The sequence below is a fragment of the Labrys sp. 22185 genome, assembly GCF_052045555.1.
In the GTDB taxonomy this organism is placed as follows: Bacteria; Pseudomonadota; Alphaproteobacteria; order Rhizobiales; family Labraceae; genus Labrys; species Labrys neptuniae.
The window spans coordinates 302005-317713 of record NZ_JBQEPH010000001.1 but is presented as its reverse complement, the minus strand read 5'-3'; the positions used below and the strand labels follow the sequence as shown (position 1 = coordinate 317713).

Here is a 15709-nt window from a genome sequence, read left to right as displayed (position 1 = left end):
CCTATCCCGCCAGGCCGAATGTTGCATCGAACGCCTTCGCGCCGGCGGGCGTGAAGGCGATCACGCGCCCCTCCTTGCGCCGGGCCCAGTTGCGTTCGATCATCCAGTCGAGCAGCCTCGCACCCAGGGCTCCGCCGAGATGGCTGCGGCGTTCGCTCCAGTCGAGGCAGCGTCGGCAGAGGGGACGCCGGCTCCTGGCCATGGCCGGAACGTCGAGCCCCAGCCCGACGAAGAAATCCCTGCCCGTGGCCGTCACCACGGGATCATCGTCACCGCTGATGAAGCCCTGGCAGACGAAGCCGTCCAGCAGGGCAACACCGCGTGCCCCGGCCAAGTGGTCGTAGCAGATCCTGGCCGTCCGCATGGCTTCGTCGCGCGGGCCGGTCCGCACTCTTATCGCACCGGTGCGCTGGGCCAGCCCCATCAGGGCTTCCAGGACCTGGGCCACGTCGTGGCCGGACAGGCGGAAATAGCGGTGCCGCCCCTGCTTTTCGGCGCAGAGCAGGCCGGCGGCATCGAGCTTGGCGAGATGGCCGCTGGCCGTCTGCAGACTGATGCCTCCGGCCTCGGCCAGTTCGCTCACGGTGAGGGCCCGCCCGTCCATCAGCGCCGTGAGCATGTTGGCGCGGGCGGGGTCGCCGATCAGGGCGGCGACAGAGGCGATCATCGGTCCGTCTTTCATACTACGATCATAGCCGAAGCATCCAGGTCGCTCAATCGCCTAGCCTGTCCCGGTCGTTTTCAACCACGGGACACCCACGATGATCGCCTGCCATGACATCGCCCCCTGCAAGCCCGCGCCGCATGAGGGATCGGCGACGATGGCCCATGGGGCCGACAACACCGAAGACCTTGTCGATCTGGCGGTCGAACCATGACCATGGCGCAGATTGGCTACATTGAGCAGCCTTGTTTGCAGGAGAGCGCTGCGGAAAGGAACAAGTCACGGTCGACAAACCCGCGGACGGTGCCGAAGAAGAGGTTGCGCGGTCTCTCCGATCGTTTGTTGCGCGATATCGGCGTGATCGACGGTCATGAGAAGAATGATCCGCCCCTGCCCGCCGCCTGCGCCCGAGACTTGATCGATCGCTATCGCTAGAGCATCGCGCTGAAAAACGGATGCCGATTTCAGCGATAAAGATGCGACAACAATGACCGGCGGCCTCGAATCCGCTTCCGAAATCGGGTTCGAGGCTGCAGAGCAAAACGCCTTTTAGCGGAAACGCGTCCGGGTTGGCATATCCAGCCATTGCCTGCTAAAGGGCTGCCTCGCCGTGGCGATCCAGCCGGCATCATGGCAAGAGCATCGAAATGAACAAGCATTCCAGCCTTCGGAGCGCTTCCGATCTGGAAGCCAACGGGCTCATTTCTTCGGCCGAGCGTCTCGACATCGAAGAGGTAGCGCGGCGTTTTTCGGTGGCAGTCACTCCAGCGATGACGGATCTCATCGCTGGTTCCCCCCAGGACGATCCCATTGCCGCCCAATTCGTGCCGACCAGCCGCGAACTGATATCGAGCCCGGACGAACTCTCGGACCCGATCGGGGATGACGCCTTCTCGCCGGTGAAAGGCATCGTCCATCGCTACCCCGACCGCGTCCTGCTCAAGCCGCTGCATGTCTGCCCGGTCTATTGCCGTTTCTGCTTCCGCCGGGAGATGGTAGGGCCGGAGGGCGAGATGCTCGCCGGCGGCGAACTCGATGCTGCCCTGGCCTATATTGCCGGCAACCCCGCCATCTTCGAGGTCATCGTCACCGGCGGCGATCCCTTCGCGTTGTCGCCGCGGCGCATCGGCCGGATCGTGAAGGCGCTGTCGGCCATCGATCATGTCGGCGTGATCCGCTTTCACACCCGCGTGCCGGTGGTGGCGCCCGAACGGATCACGGACGAACTCATCGAAAGTCTCGACAGCCCGAAGGGCGTGTTCGTCGCCCTGCACGCCAACCATGTGCGCGAACTCACGCCCGCCGCGCGGGAAGCCTGTACGCGGCTGGTCAAGGCGGGAATCGCCATGGTCAGCCAGACCGTCCTGCTCAAGGGCGTCAACGCCACTGCCGAGGCGCTGTCGGCCCTCTTCCGGGCGCTGCTCGGCCTGCGCATCAAGCCCTATTACCTGCATCATGGCGACCTCGCCAAGGGCACGAGCCATTTCCGCACCACCATCGCCGAGGGCCAGGCGGTGATGCGGCAATTGCGCGGAAGTCTCACCGGTCTCGGCCAGCCCACCTATGTGCTCGACATCCCCGGCGGACACGGCAAGGTGCCGATCGGACCTGGTTATCTCGACGATGGCGAGAACGGCCCTGTCGTGACGGATCCGCGTGGAAACAGGCACGATTATCGCGGCTAGGCACGCCCGGAAGCGAACGAAGGGTAGCCCCGTCATGCTTGGCCCCGCTACCACCAATGCCGACATTTGATCGAAATACCCGTTTGAACGGCGGCGTTCACGAGGTCTCGGTGCACCAGCCATGGCAAGCATCGGGCCCATCGCTGGATTCGCATGGACACCGCCTTACTTTTGGATAATAGGCCTTATCCTCCTGGGCTTGAGCCGGCGTCTCGCCGTAACTCGCCGATTCGAGGTATAAATCATGTTTCTTCTCGACCATGTCTCGATCGGCGTTCCCGATCTTCAGCAGGCACGGGCGTTTTATGATGCAATCATGAGCGCCCTCGGGGCGCCCAAAGTCTATGACCGGAGCGAGGCCATCGGCTATGGCGAGTGCTGTCGATCAAACGACACGCAATCGACATTCCTGGCTATCTACCTCGACCCATCGAACATCGAAGAGAACAAGCGGCATTGGTGCTTCAAAGCCGCATCTCGCGCCCAAGTCGATGCATTCTATGCCGCCGGCCTTGCGTCCGGGGGTCGCGCGAACGGTGCTCCGGGATTACGAACGCACTATCACGACCATTATTATGCAGCTTTTCTGATCGACCCTGCCGGAAATCGGGTCGAAGCGGTGTGCCACGAGGCGATTTGATCGGTCATTCGCATTCTGGAAAAGCCTATCGGGTCATCAGCTCTGCACCACGATCTCGGTACGGTCCGCGGCGAACAGGCTGAAGATCGCCTGGATCGGCACGCCGTCGGCGTCGATATTGACGCCTTCCACCGTCAGGACGGGGCGGCCGGCCGCAATGTCGAGCCTGGCTGCTTCGTCGGGTGAGGCAAAGCGCGCTCCGACACGGGTCGATACCCGCTTGTAATCATCGACGCCGCAGGCCGCCAAGGCCGGCGTCACGGCCCCGAAGCGCCGATAGGCATCGGCAAAACCGGCAAAGCGCGGCAACGGCAGGAAGGAGTTGCCGAAGGCGATCGGTACGCCGTCAGCCGAACGCATGGTCAGCAGTTTCAGCACCGGACTGCCCGGCGTTATGGCCAGCAGCCCGGCAAGACGCGGATCGGCCTCGATTTCGACGGCCTCCAGCACGATGCCCCCGGGCTCGCGCCCTTCCTGCGCCATGTTCTGGCTGAAACGCGTGCGTTCACCGATCGGATAGGCGAGCCGGGAAAGCTCGACGAAGGTCCCCCTGCCCTGCGCAGTGTGCACCAGGCCCTTGCCAGCCAGTTCACCGAGCGCCCGACGTACCGTGTGCCGGTTGACGCCGAAGCGGGCGGCCAATGCGGCTTCCGTCGGCAATTGCGTCCCGGGAGCCAGCATGCCGCCAATGATCTCGGCCTCGACGAGATCCGCAATCTTGCGCCAGGCGGCGATACCATCGCCGCGAAAGACGGCACCATCCACGGCGCTGCCATCCCCGCGGGGAAATCTGCCTTCCGCGGCGGCGAAATCGCCTGTTGCGACCTGCGACGAAAAATTTCGGGTCGGGACTGGTTTTGTCATGGAAGCGTTGCAGGGTTCCTCATATAGTTGTCTATATCACTAGACAACATGCTGTGCCAGCCTGTTGTGATCCAAGGCAGAGCAATGGTTCCGACATGAATGAGTCCTCCCCAGATCGTCATCGCCAGACGGCGGCCGAGCCCGCTGCCGGACTGAAGGCACGCCAGGCCGTCATGCGTCTTTGTGCCCACGCGACCGGTGCCGAACTCGACCAGGCCCTCTCGACCCTGGCGCCGTTGCCGGCCCATGCAGCACTGCGGCCCGCCTTAACCGGCCTCGTCATGCTGCAGGGCCGGGTCGGCGGCGACGGCGCCGCCTTCAACCTGGGCGAGGCGAGCACATCGCGCGCCACCGTCCGCCTCGAAAACGGGCCTGTCGGCTTTGCCTATCATCTCGGCCGTAACAGCGCCAAGGCCAGCGCCGCCGCCCTGCTCGACGCACTCTGGCAGGACGAGGCCCATCGTGAGGCGGTCGAACGGGCACTGCGGCCGGTGGCTACCCGGCTGAATGCGGAAGCCGGTGTTTCAGCCCGGCAGACCGCAGCGACCCGGGTCAATTTCTTCACCATGGTACGGGGAGAGGACTGATGATCGGCCTTGCACAGGACCAATTTGCACAGGATCTGGCGCCCGGCTTTGCCGATGCGGCAATCGAATCCCAGGCCGTCTTCCGAGCCTGCATGGACGCGCTGGCCCGGCCGGCCCGTCTCCGGCCCCTTGAAACGGGTCTCGTGCCGCCAGCGCCGCTGACGCCGGAGCTGGCGGCCCTTGCCCTCGCTCTGGCCGATCACGAGGCCCCGCTCTGGCTCGATGCCAGGCTGCGGACACCGCAGGTGCGGGCCTATCTCACCTTCCATACCGGCGCCCGCCTGACGGACGCCCCCCAAGAGGCGGCCTTTGCCCTCATCGCAGACGCAGCCGCCTGTCCCGATCTCGCCAGTTTCGCCCAGGGCAATGATGAATATCCCGACCGCTCGACCACGCTGCTGATCGCTCTCGAGCGGCTCGAACCCGGCCATGATCTCGTCTTCACCGGGCCTGGCATCAAGACCGATGCGGGTCTGGCACTCGCGCCGCTTCCCGACGACTTCCGCCGGCAGCTTGGCGCCAACCATGCCGCCTTTCCGCGCGGCGTCGATATCGTCTTCACGGCGCCGGGCAGGATCGCAGCCCTGCCGCGCTCGTCCCAAATTCTTGGAGTCGCCTGATGTATGTCGCCGTCAAGGGTGGCGAGGAAGCCATCGACAACGCTCATCGCCTGCTCGCCCATGTCAGGCGCGGCGACAAAGCGGTGCCCGATCTCTCGACCGAGCAGATCCGCGAACAGCTCACCCTCGGCGTCGACCGCGTGATGGCAGAGGGCTCGCTCTACGATCGAGATCTGGCGGCCCTCGCCATCAAGCAGGCCCGGGGCGACCTCATCGAGGCGATCTTCCTGGTGCGCGCCTATCGTACCACCCTGCCGCGTTTCGGCGTCAGCGTACCCGTCGACACCGACGACATGGCCATTCGTCGTCGCATCTCGGCGACCTTCAAGGATCTGCCGGGCGGCCAGGTGCTCGGCCCGACCTTCGACTACACCCATCGCCTGCTCGACTTCATGCTGGCCGCCGGCGTCGACAGCGAACCGCCGAAGGAAAGGCCCGCATCGGACGAGAAGACGCCGCGCGTCAGCGACCTGCTCGGCGGCGAGGACCTGATTGAGCGCAACGCTGCGCCGGACCCCGAACGCCCGGTGGGCGATCTCACCCGCGAACCCCTGGCCTTTCCGGCCGACCGCGACCTCAGGCTGCAGGCGCTCGCCCGCGGCGATGAAGGCTTCCTCCTGGCGCTTGCCTATTCCAGCCAGCGCGGCTTCGGCCGCACCCACCCCTTCGTCGGCGAGATCCGGCTCGGGGAAGTGGAGGTGGAATTCGTGCCGGAGGAGCTCGGCTTTGCCGTGCCGATGGGTTCGATCACCGTCACCGAATGCCAGATGGTCAACCAGTTCGCAGGCTCTGCCGAAGCCGCGCCGCAATTCACCCGCGGCTACGGCCTGGTCTTCGGGCAGGCCGAGCGCAAGGCGATGTCCATGGCGATGGTCGATCGCTCACTCCGGGCGCGCGAATTCGGCGAGGAGCGGACCGCCCCTGCCCAGGATGAGGAATTCGTGATGTCCCATTGCGACAACGTGCAGGCGACGGGCTTCGTCGAGCATCTGAAACTGCCCCATTACGTCGACTTCCAGGCCGAGCTCGACCTCGTCAGACGCCTGAGGGCGGAGCATGCCGAACGCCGCGAGGCGGCACAGGCCGAGGTCCGGCAGGAGGACGCAGCATGAGCCAGACTGAGATCCAATCCCGGACGCCGCTCGCCGGCAGCGACCGCATTCCAGCGGGGGCCGGCTACAATTTCGCCTATCTGGACGAACAGACCAAGCGCATGATCCGCCGGGCGATCCTCAAGGCCATCGCCATTCCCGGCTATCAGGTGCCCTTCGCCTCGCGCGAGATGCCGATGCCCTATGGCTGGGGCACGGGGGGCGTGCAGGTGACCGCCGCCGTCATCGGGCCGGACGACGTCCTGAAGGTGATCGACCAGGGCGCCGACGACACCACCAATGCCGTCTCGATCCGGCGCTTCTTCGCCAAGACGGCCGGCGTCGCCACCACCACCGCCACGCAGGATGCCACCATCATCCAGACACGCCATCGCGTGCCGGAAGCGCCCCTCAAGCCGGACCAGATCCTGGTCTATCAGGTGCCGATCCCCGAGCCGCTGCGCTTCCTGGAGCCGCGCGAGACCGAGACGCGCAAGCTGCATGCCCTTGCCGATTACGGCCTGATGCATGTGAAGCTTTACGAGGATATCGCCCGCCATGGCCATATCGCCACCACCTATGCCTATCCGGTGGAGGTGGCTGGACGCTATGTCATGGATCCCTCGCCCACGCCGAAATTCGACAATCCCAAGATCGACGGTTGCGAGGCGTTGCAGCTCTTCGGAGCCGGGCGCGAGAAGCGCATCTATGCCGTGCCGCCGCATACGCGGGTGAAGAGCCTCGACTTCGAGGATCATCCCTTCAGCGTGCAGCGTTTCAGTCAGCCCTGCGCTCTCTGCGCCGCGCAGGGCGTCTATCTCGACGAGGTCGTCCTCGACGATCGCGGCGGCCGAATGTTCGTCTGCTCGGACACCGACCATTGCGAGACCAGGCGGGCCGCGGGGCACAAGGGCGAGATGCTGGGCTCATCGCCCCTGGAAGCGCAAACGTCCTCATCCACCCTTGGAAACGGTACGTCCGGTGAGGAGGAAAGGGCGGATGAGGACGTCCGCGCGCCCGAGGAGACCAGGCCATGAGCATCGCACCTGCCCTGTCCGTGCGCATCGGCGGCAAGGCGGACCTGCCGGCCGTGCTCGCCCTCTACGGACAGCCCGATTTCAACGGCGACAATGTCCTGACGCTCGCCGAAGCCGAGGACAAGCTCGAACATCTCGGCCTTTATCCCGATTACAGGCTCTATGTCGCCGAACAGAGAGGCACGGTCGTCGGCAGCTTCTGCCTGATGGCGGTCGACAACCTCGCCCGGCGCGGCACTCCCTTCGCCGTGATCGAGAACGTCGTGATCGCTTCCGATCGACAGGGCGAAGGCATCGGCCGGCTCATGCTGCAGGCCGCCTTCCGCCTGGCGCAGGAGAAGGGCTGCTACAAGGCCATTCTCGCCTCCAGCCTGCACAACAGCCGCGCCCATGCCTTCTACGATTCGCTCGGCTTCGAGCGCCATGGCGTGTCCTTCCGCCTGTCCTTGCCAGAGAAAGCCGCATGACCTTCAACGATTCCCCCCTGCTCCAGGCACGCGGGCTCACCAAGCATTACGGCACGCGCCTGGGCTGCGCCGACGTTTCCTTCGATCTCTATGAAGGCGAGGTCCTTGCCGTGGTCGGCGAATCCGGATCGGGCAAGTCGACCCTGCTCGGGCTCCTCTCCAGCGAAGTCGAGCCCACCGCCGGATCCGTGCGCTATCGCATGCGTGATGGGGCTGTCCGGGACCTTTTCGCGCTAAGCGAGGCCGAACGCCGCTTCCTTCTGCGCACCGACTGGGGCTTCGTGCGCCAGGATGCACGCGACGGGCTGCGCATGGGCGTCTCGGCCGGCGCCAATGTCGGCGAGCGCCTGATGGCGGTCGGCGCGCGGCACTATGGACGCATTCGAGAATCGGCGCTGGACTGGCTCGGCCGGGTGGAGATCGAGGCCGACCGCATCGACGATACTCCCGCCAGCTTCTCCGGCGGCATGCGCCAGCGCCTGCAGATCGCCCGCAACCTCGTCACCCGCCCCCGCCTCGTCTTCATGGACGAGCCGACCTCCGGCCTCGATGTCTCGGTACAGGCCCGCCTGCTCGACCTCCTGCGCGGCCTCGTCGCCGATCTCGGCATCGCGGTCATCATCGTCACGCACGACCTCGCTGTCGCACGGCTGTTATCGCACCGCATCATGGTGATGCGGCAGGGCCGGGTGATCGAAACCGGGCTGACCGACCAGGTACTCGACGATCCGCACGAGGCTTACACCCAACTTCTGGTTTCTTCGGTACTGGCAGCATGACCTCCCCCATCCTCACCCTAGAAGGCGTTTCCAAGAGCTTCACCCTGCACCTCCAGGGTGGCCAGAGCATCGGCGTGATGCAGGATGTCCGTTTTGCGGTCGCGCCCGGCGAATGCGTTGTGCTCGGCGGGCCGTCGGGGGCCGGCAAATCCTCGATCCTCAAGATGATCTACGGCAATTATCGCTGCGATGGCGGCGCGATCCTGCTGCGCGAAGGCGATGAGACGGTGGATATCGCGACGGCCGAGCCAAGGCGTATCCTGGCGCTGCGCCGCCGCACCATGGGCTATGTCAGCCAGTTCCTGCGTGTGATCCCGCGCGTCTGCGCCCTCGCCATCGTGGCGGAAGCGGCCCGCGAGACCGGCCTGGCCGAGGATGCGGCCGAAAGGCGCGCCCAGGACCTGCTTCACCGGCTCAACGTGCCGGAGAGGCTCTGGCGCCTGCCGCCCGCGACCTTTTCCGGTGGCGAGCAGCAGCGCGTCAACATCGCACGCGGCCTGGCCGCCGACCGTCCTCTCCTGCTCCTCGACGAACCGACCGCTTCGCTCGATGCCGCCAACCGGGCCGTCGTCGTCGAGCTCGTCACCGCCAAGAAACAAAATGGCGTCGCAATTGTCGGCATCTTTCATGATGAGGATGTGCGCGAGCGAGTCGCCGACCGCGTGGTCGACGTCACCCAGTTTTCCGTCCCCTCTCTTGCCGCCTGAACGGACATTTCAACCATGCCTGATCTTGAGCAATTTGTTCTTTGCAATGCCCGCCTCGTCCTGGCCGATCATGTGATCGACAAGGGCTGGATCGCCGTCGACAAGGGTCGCATTGCCGACATGGGCGAGGGCGAGGCACCGGAAAAGGGACTCGACATGGCTGGGGACCATATCCTGCCCGGCCTGGTGGAACTCCATACCGACCATCTGGAAGCCCATTACTCGCCGCGCCCCTCGGTGCGCTGGCATGCCCTCAGTGCGGTGATGGCCTATGACGCCCAGATCGCGGCCGCCGGCATCACCACCGTCTTCGACTCCATCCGCCTCGGATCCGAGACGGAGGAAGGCACGATCTCCAGGGAAGGCACGGCCCTGGCCGGAGCCCTGGAAGAGGCGCGCCAGCACGGCCATCTGCGCGTGGAGCACCGCACCCATATTCGCTGCGAACTCGCCACGCCGGACGTCCTCACAGCCTTCCAGGCCTTCCGGGAGCTCTACCCCGTCCATCTGGCCTCGCTGATGGATCATACGCCCGGCCAGCGCCAGTTCCGCGACCTCGACACCTGGATGAATTTCTATTTCCCACGCCGGGTGCGCGGCGAGACCGATGTCGAGACCTACATCAAGGACAAGCTCGACAGGCATGCCCGCTTCGCCATGCACAGCCGTACGAACCTGGTGGCGCTGGCGCGCGAACACGGCATCGTGCTCGCCAGCCATGACGATGCCACCGCCGGTCATGTTGAAGAAGCTGTGGCGGACGGGGTCGCCATCGCCGAATTCCCCACCACGCTCGAAGCAGCACTCGCTTCGCACGCTGCCGGCATCAGCGTGATGATGGGCGCACCGAACGTCGTGCGCGGCGGCTCCCATTCCGGCAATATCGCGGCGTCGGACCTCGCCGGCGAAGGGGTGCTCGACATCCTCTCCTCCGACTATGTGCCTGCCAGCCTGCTGCTCGCCGCCTTCCAGCTGCCCGAGCGCGTGCCCTCGATCGACCTGGCGGCGGCGGTGCGCATGGTCAGCGATACGCCGGCCCGTGCCACCGGCCTTGATGATCGTGGCCGGTTGGAACAGGGACGCCGCGCGGATCTGGTGCGGGTGACCCAGGTCGCCTCGGGTGCCGGCACCACGCCGATCATCCGCCGTGTCTGGAGCGAGGGCAAGATCGCGGCATGACCGACGAACCCGCCTTGATCCAGCCCAAGCCGCGGCTCGGCAAGCTGATCGCCATCGTCGGGCCGAGCGGTGCCGGCAAGGACACGCTGATCGATGCCGCCCGCCTGCGTTTCACGGATCATCCCGGCCTGATCTTCCCGCGTCGCATCATCACGCGTGAAAGCAATGCTTCGGAAGATCACGACACGCTGTCCGAGGAGCGCTTTGCCGAGCTGGAAGCGCAAGGAGGCTTCTCGCTGTCCTGGCGCGCGCATGGCCTGAGCTATGCCCTGCCTCTCGAGGTGCGGCTTGCGACCGAGGAAGGGCGCCATGCCGTCTGCAACCTCTCGCGCTCCAGCCTGCCGGAGGCACGCCAGCGCTTTGCCGGCCTCAGCGTCGTGCTGGTCACCGCGCCTGCCGAGATCATCGCCCAACGCTTGGCGGCCCGCGGTCGCGAAAGCGAAGAGATGATCCGGGCGCGCCTGGCCCGCAAGATCGACCGCGAGGATAGTCTCGCCCCCGACCTCATCATCAGCAATGACGGCCCGGTGGAAGCGGCAACCGACAGGCTGATCGCCCATCTGCAGGCCGAACTCTCCGGGCAGGCACAGGCGATGGAATAGGTCGGAACGGCGGATCGTTCGATCAGGCGGGCGGAGCGGCGACCGATCCTCGCAAATCGAGCTCGCAGGCCACCTCGACGGTCCGGGGCGACTCGCCGGGTTCGGCCAGGCGTTGCATGAGCTGGGCCCAAGCGACTTCGGCAATCGCCTGCACCGGCTGTATCACCGCGGCAATCGGCGGGTGCGTCACCTGCATCCATTCGATGTCGTCGAACCCGACGACCGACAGATCCCGAGGCATGACGAGGCCGCGTCTTTCCACCTCACGCAACGCCGCAAGCGTGGCGGGGCTGTACAGCGTGAAGATGGCCGTCGGCAGCCTTCCCTCGTCGAAGCGCGAAGCCATCGCATGCATGGCCGACGCGACATCGGGGCCGCACAGCAGGACCTCGATATCCTCGACGATATCAGCCTGCCGCGCCGCAGCCATCGCGCCATCGACGCGATCGCGCATATTGGTGAGGTCGAGCGAGGACGGGCCGAGCAGGATACGCCGATGTCCCCGAGCCACGAGTTCACGGATGACGGCGGCGCTGGCCTCGACATTGTTGACACTGACGCGATCGAAGCCAGTCTCGTCGGGAACGCGGTCGAGCAGGACCGTGGCGACCTTCTGATCGAGGAGGGAGGCTTCGGCGGCTGGCCGCCCATCCGTCGGCACCACGATCATGCCGGCCACGCGCCAGTCGAGCAGTGCCTCGGTCTGGGCAGCCTCCCGCTCGGTCTTCTCGGCGCTGGAAACGGTCACCAGGCGATAGCCGCTCCCCTCCGCCAGACGCTCGAAATGGGCGACCATCGAACCGAAGAAAGGATTGCGGAAGTCAGGAACGATGAGCCCGACGATCGAGCGGCGCGAGCGGCGCAGATTGGCTGCCAGCGGGTCGACCCGGAAACCGAGCTCCCGCACGGCGGCATGGATACGCGCCACGCTTTCGGCCTTCACGGCGCCGAGGCCGCGAAGCACTTTGGAAACGGTGGCGGGCGAAACATTGGCAAGCCGGGCGACGTCATGGATGGTCGCCCGCTCGCCCGGCGTCTTGCGTGGCGGCTCGTTGGATTGCATGGCCCCCGCCCCTGTCACGAACGAACACTCACGCCATCATAGCACAGATAAATCGATTTTCTTCCGCCAATCGGCAGCATTCCATCAAGAGCCGCCAATTGGCCTATCACAATGCTAAATTACGCCGGTTCAGCGGACAAACAAAGACCTTTCAAGATCTTCAGATCGAGTGCGATTTATTTGCACTCAAGTCGCAAAGCGGAAATGCAGAACATCGCCGTCTGCGACCACATAATCCTTGCCTTCCAGGCGGAACTTGCCGGCTTCCTTGGCGCCCGCCTCGCCGTTGAGGGCGACATAGTCGCCATAGGCGATGGTCTCGGAGCGGATGAAGCCCTTCTCGAAATCGGAATGGATCACGCCTGCAGCCTGCGGGGCGCGCATGCCCTTGGTGATGGTCCAGGCCCGAGCCTCCTTGGGGCCCACCGTGAAATAGGTGACGAGATCGAGCAGTTCATAGCCGGTGCGGATGACGCGGTTGAGGCCGGGCTCGTTCAGGCCGATGGCGTCGAGATAGTCCTTCTGCTCCTCGGGCGGCAGGATGGCGATCTCGCTCTCGATCTTGGCGGAGACCACCACCGCCTTGGCGCCTTCCTCGGCGGCGCGGGCCTTCACCCTGTCGGACAGGCCATTGCCCTTGTCGGCCGAGGCTTCCTCGACATTGCAGACATAGAGCACCGGCTTGGCGGTGAGGAGCTGCAGCATGTCGAAGGCACGACGCTCCTCAGGCTTGACCTCGACCAGACGGGCGGGCTTGCCTTCGCGCAGCAGAACCAGGGCCCGATTGATCAAATCGAGGCTTTCCTTGGCCTCCTTGTCGCCACCCCGCGCCTTCTTCTCCAGCGCCACCACGCGGCGCTCCAGGCTGTCGAGATCAGCGATCATCAGTTCGGTCTCGATGGTCTCGATGTCGGCGACCGGGTCGATCTTGCCCTCGACATGGGTGACGTCGCCATCCTCGAAGCAGCGCACCACATGGGCGATCGCGTCGCATTCACGGATGTTGCCGAGGAACTGGTTGCCGAGGCCTTCGCCCTTGGAGGCCCCCCGCACCAGACCGGCAATGTCGACGAAGGTCAGGCGGGTGGGAATGATGGTTCCAGACTTGGCAATGGCGGCAAGCTTCTCCAGGCGCTCGTCGGGCACCGCCACGTCGCCGACATTGGGCTCGATGGTGCAGAAGGGATAGTTGGCCGCCTGCGCCGCCGCGGTCTGCGTCAGCGCATTGAACAGGGTCGACTTGCCGACATTGGGCAGGCCGACGATTCCGCATTTGAAACCCATGGTGATCGCTCGTTCATCTTGTAGCCGGCGCGCTCCTGCCGCCGACGAAATCCGTTAAGGCGCTGGGTAGATAGGAAGCAGCGCAACGTCAATGGGAAGGCAAGCCCGGCGTGCCCTCTCCTAGGCTCCCGCCAGCTTGGCAGCGCCGTGCCCCCTCGCCTCCATGAACAAATGCACCTTGTTCTGGAAGCTCGCATCCTCTCCATCAGCCAGCAGTGGTGCCGCATCGGCACAGGCGGTGCACAGATCCTCGACCCAGGGCCATTCGGCCTTGGCAAAATCGCTGAGCACGAAATGATGCACCAGCGCCTTGTCACCGGGATGACCGATGCCGAGCCGGGCGCGGCGATAGTCGTTGCCGCAATGGGCGGTAATCGATCGCAGTCCGTTATGGCCGGCATTGCCGCCGCCGACCTTCACGCGCAGCTTGGCGGGCGCCAGGTCGAGTTCGTCGTGGAAGACCGTGAGATCAGGCAGGCCAATCTTGTAGAAGCGCATGGCCTCGCCGACCGACTGCCCGCTTTCGTTCATATAGGTCTGCGGCTTGAGCAGCATGACGCGCTCACCGCCGACGCTGCCCTCGCTGACCTGCCCCTGGAAGCGCGAGCGCCAGGGCGCGAAGCGATGGCGCCGCGCGATCTCGTCGATGGCGAGGAAACCGATATTGTGCCGGTTGGCGGCATATTTGGCACCCGGATTACCGAGACCGACGAACAGACGCATGATGGCCCCTGAAGCAAAGCGCGTCTAAGCGAAAACGCTGTTTTGCTTCAGCTCCTCTTTCGGACGCGTCTTTGCGATTCTTGGTGCTTCCACCAACTCGCCAAACGCTATGAAAGCACGAATGGCCGGGACGAGCCCGGCCATCGCAGCAATGGATATGCAGCCGGATTACTTCTTGGCAGCTTCAGCGGGCTCGGCAGCCACTTCGGCGGCGGGAGCAGCTTCTTCACCGACCGGCGGCACGATCGAGACCAGGGTCGCGTCGTCCTGCCCGGCGTAGGAAACGCCTTCCGGCAGCTTGATCTGCGAGACGTGGACCGAATCGTTGATATCGAGAGCGGCGACGTCGACATCGATCGAATCGGGAATCTTGTCGGCGGGAGCCAGAACCGAGAGGGAGTGCGTCACGATGTTGACGGCACCGCCGCGCTTCACGCCCACGGAAGTCGCGGCGTTGACGGCATGCACGGGAACATCGACGCGCAGACGCGAGCCGGCATCGACGCGCAGGAAATCGACATGCTCGACGGTGTCCTTGACCGGGTCGAGAGCATAGTCGCGCGGAATGGCGCGGGTCTTGCTGCCATCAACTTCGATCTCGAACACGGTGGTGAGGAAGTGGCCAGCGTAAACCAGCTTGTTGGCTTCCTTGGCGTCGAGCGCGATAGAAACGGGGGGCTTGCCGGCACCATAGATCACGGCCGGTACCTTGCCTTCACGACGAACGGCACGCGCGGCCCCCTTGCCCACTTGCGTGCGAGCCGTGGCGGAAATCTGCTTCACGGACATTGTATGTTCCTAGGGTTGTTCAAAGAAAAAGGCCGCTGGCGCGGCCGGTTCGGTCGTTCCGCATTGCCTCCAGGGGTGTCTGGTCGCGGAACGGCGTTCTCATAGACGCATCCCGGGCGAAAAGCAAGAAGCCAGGTGTGCCGGTCTTCAGACCGGTATGAATGGCCATGGCCGGTCTGAAGACCGACCCACCATGCCTCCTCTCCCGTTCAATGGCCTTCGAAGGACACCAGCGTATGCACGGGCACGCCCAGCGCCCGGATCTTGTCGGCCCCTTTCAGCTCGGGCAGATCGATGATGAAGACCGCGGCCAGCACATCGGCACCGATCTCGCGCAGCAGCTTGACCGCGGCCTCCGCCGTACCCCCGGTAGCGATGAGGTCGTCGACCAGGATGACCCGCTCGCCCGGTTTCACCGCATCCTTGTGGACCTCCATCTCGTCGAGGCCATATTCCAGCGAATAGGCGATGCGCACGGTCTCGTGCGGCAGCTTGCCCTTCTTGCGCACCGGCACGAAGCCGGAGGAGAGCTGATGGGCGAGTGCGCCCCCCAGGATGAAGCCGCGCGCCTCGATCCCAGCCACCTTGTCGATCTTGGCACCCGCCCAGGGCTGCACCAATTCGTCGATAGCCCGTCGGAAGGCCCAGGCATCGCCCAACAAGGTGGTGATGTCGCGGAACGCCACCCCAGGCTTGGGATAGTCGGGAATGGTGCGGATCGCGTCCTTGAGGAAGCGGGCTGTGGAGCCCGAGATTTCTGTCTTGGCGGTCATGATCTGCCTTCCGGGGATTCGTTGCCGAAAAAGACCACGCTCGCACGCAAGAGTCGAGGCCGGACCAGCCAGCCGGCTTCCCACCGGTCGAGCCAATAAATCGATCGAGAGGAAACTGCAGGGCCTGAAACAGCAAAGCCGGGGATCGGCGATCC

19 protein-coding genes are annotated in these 15709 nt (G+C 65.0%); 12 read left to right on the top strand and 7 right to left on the bottom strand.

The genetic code is table 11. From position 1 onward, the window contains the following. Position 1 precedes the first annotated feature (1 nt). Positions 2 to 682 carry an ArsR/SmtB family transcription factor gene (locus ACTJKX_RS01495; protein WP_440724137.1) on the bottom strand — a complete coding sequence of 227 codons (681 nt, stop codon included), beginning with the start codon at positions 680 to 682 and terminating at the stop codon, positions 2 to 4. Positions 683 to 874: 192 nt separating this feature from the next. On the opposite strand from ACTJKX_RS01495, the gene ACTJKX_RS01490 reads away from it, so the two are divergent. The 3 genes from ACTJKX_RS01490 (at position 875) to ACTJKX_RS01480 (ending at position 2989) form a co-directional block, all read left to right on the top strand. After that, a complete protein-coding gene (locus ACTJKX_RS01490) occupies positions 875 to 1099 on the top strand; it encodes a hypothetical protein (RefSeq protein WP_440724136.1) in 225 nt (74 codons plus the stop codon). Positions 1100 to 1311: 212 nt separating this feature from the next. Further along, the gene (locus ACTJKX_RS01485; RefSeq protein WP_440724135.1) at positions 1312 to 2349 is read left to right on the top strand and encodes a lysine-2,3-aminomutase-like protein; all 1038 of its coding nucleotides are present in this window, start codon (positions 1312 to 1314) and stop codon (positions 2347 to 2349) included. Positions 2350 to 2593: 244 nt separating this feature from the next. Beyond that, positions 2594 to 2989 (top strand): VOC family protein, encoded by a 396-nt coding sequence (locus tag ACTJKX_RS01480; RefSeq protein WP_440724134.1) that lies wholly within the window; start codon positions 2594 to 2596, stop codon positions 2987 to 2989. 36 nt (positions 2990 to 3025) lie between these two features. On the opposite strand, the gene phnF is transcribed toward ACTJKX_RS01480, so the two are convergent. Then, positions 3026 to 3754 carry a phosphonate metabolism transcriptional regulator PhnF gene (gene phnF, locus ACTJKX_RS01475; protein WP_440724133.1) on the bottom strand — a complete coding sequence of 243 codons (729 nt, stop codon included), beginning with the start codon at positions 3752 to 3754 and terminating at the stop codon, positions 3026 to 3028. A 194-nt stretch (positions 3755 to 3948) separates the two neighbouring features. Here phnF and phnG point away from each other — a divergent pair, with 194 nt between their 5' ends. Genes phnG through phnN form a run of 9 tightly spaced genes read left to right on the top strand, consistent with a single transcriptional unit; the run spans position 3949 to position 10922 of the window. After that, positions 3949 to 4440 (top strand): phosphonate C-P lyase system protein PhnG, encoded by a 492-nt coding sequence (gene phnG / locus ACTJKX_RS01470; RefSeq protein ID WP_440724132.1) that lies wholly within the window; start codon positions 3949 to 3951, stop codon positions 4438 to 4440. Continuing rightward, positions 4440 to 5060: a phosphonate C-P lyase system protein PhnH gene (gene phnH / locus ACTJKX_RS01465; protein WP_394310319.1), complete on the top strand. Its 621-nt coding sequence runs from the start codon at positions 4440 to 4442 to the stop codon at positions 5058 to 5060. Before phnG ends, phnH begins: the two co-directional genes overlap by 1 nt. After that, a complete protein-coding gene (locus tag ACTJKX_RS01460) occupies positions 5060 to 6172 on the top strand; it encodes a carbon-phosphorus lyase complex subunit PhnI (RefSeq protein ID WP_440724131.1) in 1113 nt (370 codons plus the stop codon). The genes phnH and ACTJKX_RS01460 overlap by 1 nt, the downstream gene beginning before the upstream one ends. Further along, positions 6169 to 7188 (top strand): alpha-D-ribose 1-methylphosphonate 5-phosphate C-P-lyase PhnJ, encoded by a 1020-nt coding sequence (locus tag ACTJKX_RS01455; protein WP_440724130.1) that lies wholly within the window; start codon positions 6169 to 6171, stop codon positions 7186 to 7188. Before ACTJKX_RS01460 ends, ACTJKX_RS01455 begins: the two co-directional genes overlap by 4 nt. Further along, positions 7185 to 7655, top strand: a complete 471-nt coding sequence (locus tag ACTJKX_RS01450; protein ID WP_440724129.1) for an N-acetyltransferase family protein — start codon at positions 7185 to 7187, stop codon at positions 7653 to 7655. Before ACTJKX_RS01455 ends, ACTJKX_RS01450 begins: the two co-directional genes overlap by 4 nt. Further along, positions 7652 to 8434: a phosphonate C-P lyase system protein PhnK gene (phnK, locus tag ACTJKX_RS01445; RefSeq protein WP_440724128.1), complete on the top strand. Its 783-nt coding sequence runs from the start codon at positions 7652 to 7654 to the stop codon at positions 8432 to 8434. Before ACTJKX_RS01450 ends, phnK begins: the two co-directional genes overlap by 4 nt. Further along, positions 8431 to 9141, top strand: a complete 711-nt coding sequence (gene phnL, locus ACTJKX_RS01440) for a phosphonate C-P lyase system protein PhnL (protein ID WP_394310326.1) — start codon at positions 8431 to 8433, stop codon at positions 9139 to 9141. Before phnK ends, phnL begins: the two co-directional genes overlap by 4 nt. A gap of 15 nt (positions 9142 to 9156) precedes the next feature. Continuing rightward, positions 9157 to 10320 (top strand): alpha-D-ribose 1-methylphosphonate 5-triphosphate diphosphatase, encoded by a 1164-nt coding sequence (locus ACTJKX_RS01435; RefSeq protein ID WP_440724127.1) that lies wholly within the window; start codon positions 9157 to 9159, stop codon positions 10318 to 10320. Continuing rightward, complete coding sequence (gene phnN / locus ACTJKX_RS01430) at positions 10317 to 10922, top strand: phosphonate metabolism protein/1,5-bisphosphokinase (PRPP-forming) PhnN (protein WP_394310328.1); 606 nt, start codon at positions 10317 to 10319, stop codon at positions 10920 to 10922. The genes ACTJKX_RS01435 and phnN overlap by 4 nt, the downstream gene beginning before the upstream one ends. A 22-nt stretch (positions 10923 to 10944) precedes the next feature. On the opposite strand, the gene ACTJKX_RS01425 is transcribed toward phnN, so the two are convergent. From ACTJKX_RS01425 to ACTJKX_RS01405, 5 genes are all read right to left on the bottom strand, one after another. Next, positions 10945 to 11985, bottom strand: coding sequence for a LacI family DNA-binding transcriptional regulator (locus tag ACTJKX_RS01425; RefSeq protein WP_440724126.1), 1041 nt, complete (start codon positions 11983 to 11985; stop codon positions 10945 to 10947). A gap of 186 nt (positions 11986 to 12171) precedes the next feature. Further along, on the bottom strand, positions 12172 to 13269 hold the full coding sequence (gene ychF, locus ACTJKX_RS01420; RefSeq protein WP_367624160.1) for a redox-regulated ATPase YchF: 1098 nt from the start codon (positions 13267 to 13269) through the stop codon (positions 12172 to 12174). Between the two features lie 120 nt (positions 13270 to 13389). Further along, positions 13390 to 13992, bottom strand: a complete 603-nt coding sequence (pth, locus tag ACTJKX_RS01415) for an aminoacyl-tRNA hydrolase (RefSeq protein ID WP_311933583.1) — start codon at positions 13990 to 13992, stop codon at positions 13390 to 13392. A gap of 168 nt (positions 13993 to 14160) precedes the next feature. Then, positions 14161 to 14781, bottom strand: coding sequence for a 50S ribosomal protein L25/general stress protein Ctc (locus tag ACTJKX_RS01410; protein ID WP_311933586.1), 621 nt, complete (start codon positions 14779 to 14781; stop codon positions 14161 to 14163). 209 nt (positions 14782 to 14990) lie between these two features. Further along, positions 14991 to 15554, bottom strand: a complete 564-nt coding sequence (locus ACTJKX_RS01405) for an adenine phosphoribosyltransferase (protein ID WP_311933588.1) — start codon at positions 15552 to 15554, stop codon at positions 14991 to 14993. Between the last annotated feature and the right edge of the window lie 155 nt (positions 15555 to 15709).